Raw genomic sequence first — 1,817 nt, forward strand, 5'->3', positions numbered from 1 at the left:
GACGAACAGCGCAGCAGCGTTCGACCGGAGCGCAGCGATCGGGAATAACCCGGGGAGAAGAGGCAGTGCCAAGATCCGGTCTGGGAGAGAGATTTATGTTGACCGCAAAGGGCCCCAACGCAAATGTCCCGCCTCGCAAGCCTTTCTATGCACGGCTTTACGTGCAGGTGATTGCCGCCATCGCACTGGGCGTCGCGCTCGGCCATTTCAACCCCGAAATCGGCGAAAACATGAAGCCGCTTGGCGACGCCTTCATCAAGCTCGTCAAGATGATCATCGCACCGGTAATCTTTTTGACCGTCGCGACCGGCATCGCCGGCATGCACAGCCTTCAAAAGGTCGGACGGGTAGCCAGCAAGGCGATGGTCTATTTCCTCACCTTCTCGACTCTGGCACTGATCGTCGGCCTCATCATGTCCAATGTCGTTCAACCCGGCGCCGGCCTGAACATTGATCCGGCCTCGATCGATATCCAAGCCGTCAATCCCTATGCCGCAAAGGCCCACGAGCAGTCCGTGACGGACTTTCTGATGAACATCATTCCGACCACGATTGTGGCCGCCTTTGCAGACGGCGATATCCTTCAGGTCCTTTTCTTCTCGGTCCTGTTTGGCATTTCGCTTGCGATGGTTGGAGAGATGGGCAAGCCGATCAGTTCCTTCCTCCAGGCGCTCACTGTGCCGGTCTTTGCGCTCGTTGGCATCCTGATGAAGGCTGCCCCGATCGGCGCGTTCGGCGCCATGGCCTTCACAATCGGCAAGTACGGCATCGGCTCCGTCGTCAATCTCGCAATGTTGGTCGGGACGTTCTACGTCACGGCCTTTCTATTCGTGTTTATCGTTCTCGGCGCGGTCTGCCGTTACAATGGCTTCTCGATCGTCTCTCTCATCCGATACATCAAGGAAGAGCTGCTATTGGTTCTTGGAACGTCCTCCTCGGAGGCCGCGCTGCCCACTCTCATGGAGAAGATGGAGAAGGCTGGCGCCAAGCGTTCAGTCGTAGCGCTGGTCATTCCGACGGGATATTCCTTCAATTTGGACGGCACCAATATCTATATGACGCTTGCGGCCCTCTTTATCGCCCAGGCGACGAATACGGATCTCTCGATCGGCGATCAGATCCTATTGCTGCTCGTTGCGATGCTTTCCTCTAAGGGGGCGGCGGGGGTCACCGGCGCCGGCTTCGTCACACTGGCCGCTACTCTTTCTGTGGTGCCGTCCGTTCCGGTGGCTGGCATGGCATTGATCCTCGGTATCGACCGTTTCATGTCCGAGTRCCGGGCCCTTACGAACATCATCGGCAATGCCGTGGCAACGCTCGTGGTCGCCCGTTGGGARGGCGAATTGGATCAGGTGCAGTTGGAAGCGGCGTTTGCAGGGCGTCATCTTGCCGAGACATTGGCCGGCCAGCCACGCGTCCCGCAGCCGCCAAGTGAGGCCGCCTCGTTGCGAGTCGTCCCTTCGCCGGATCGGTCACCACCACAGCACGGGCGAGCCGCAGACACCAAGCGAGGACTCGCGGATTGATGAAAACAAACGCGCCGAAAGCCGGCTAAATACCAGCGAGAACTCACCTACAACACGTAAGAGTAAGCATAGGCACAAGAGCAAATGGATATACTGCTGCCTGAGATGTCGTAGATATTATTAATACCAGAGAAGTATGTAGAATCCAGTCTGCCTGTAGAAACCATATTTATATCCCCGCAGAAAGCGGTTGCTCGCAAAAATATGCCGTTGTTTTGATCGCTTCTAGCTTCGTCTGAAGTAAGGACCTTCCGCGTCAAATCGGGAGACAACAGAGTGAAAAACGTCTTG

General features: G+C 56.6%; 2 protein-coding genes. One reads left to right on the forward strand and one right to left on the reverse strand.

The genetic code is table 11. From position 1 onward, the window contains the following. Positions 1-95: 95 nt before the first annotated feature. Entirely contained in the window at positions 96-1,526 is a 1,431-nt protein-coding gene (locus ORS3428_RS05100; protein ID WP_071095204.1) for a dicarboxylate/amino acid:cation symporter, read from the forward strand. 47 nt (positions 1,527-1,573) lie between these two features. On the opposite strand, the gene ORS3428_RS33720 is transcribed toward ORS3428_RS05100, so the two are convergent. Beyond that, positions 1,574-1,817: hypothetical protein (locus ORS3428_RS33720; protein ID WP_210185681.1), on the reverse strand; the 244-nt coding region annotated here is incomplete at its 5' end.

The organism is Mesorhizobium sp. ORS 3428 (assembly GCF_001854785.1).
Lineage (GTDB): Bacteria > Pseudomonadota > Alphaproteobacteria > Rhizobiales > Rhizobiaceae > Mesorhizobium.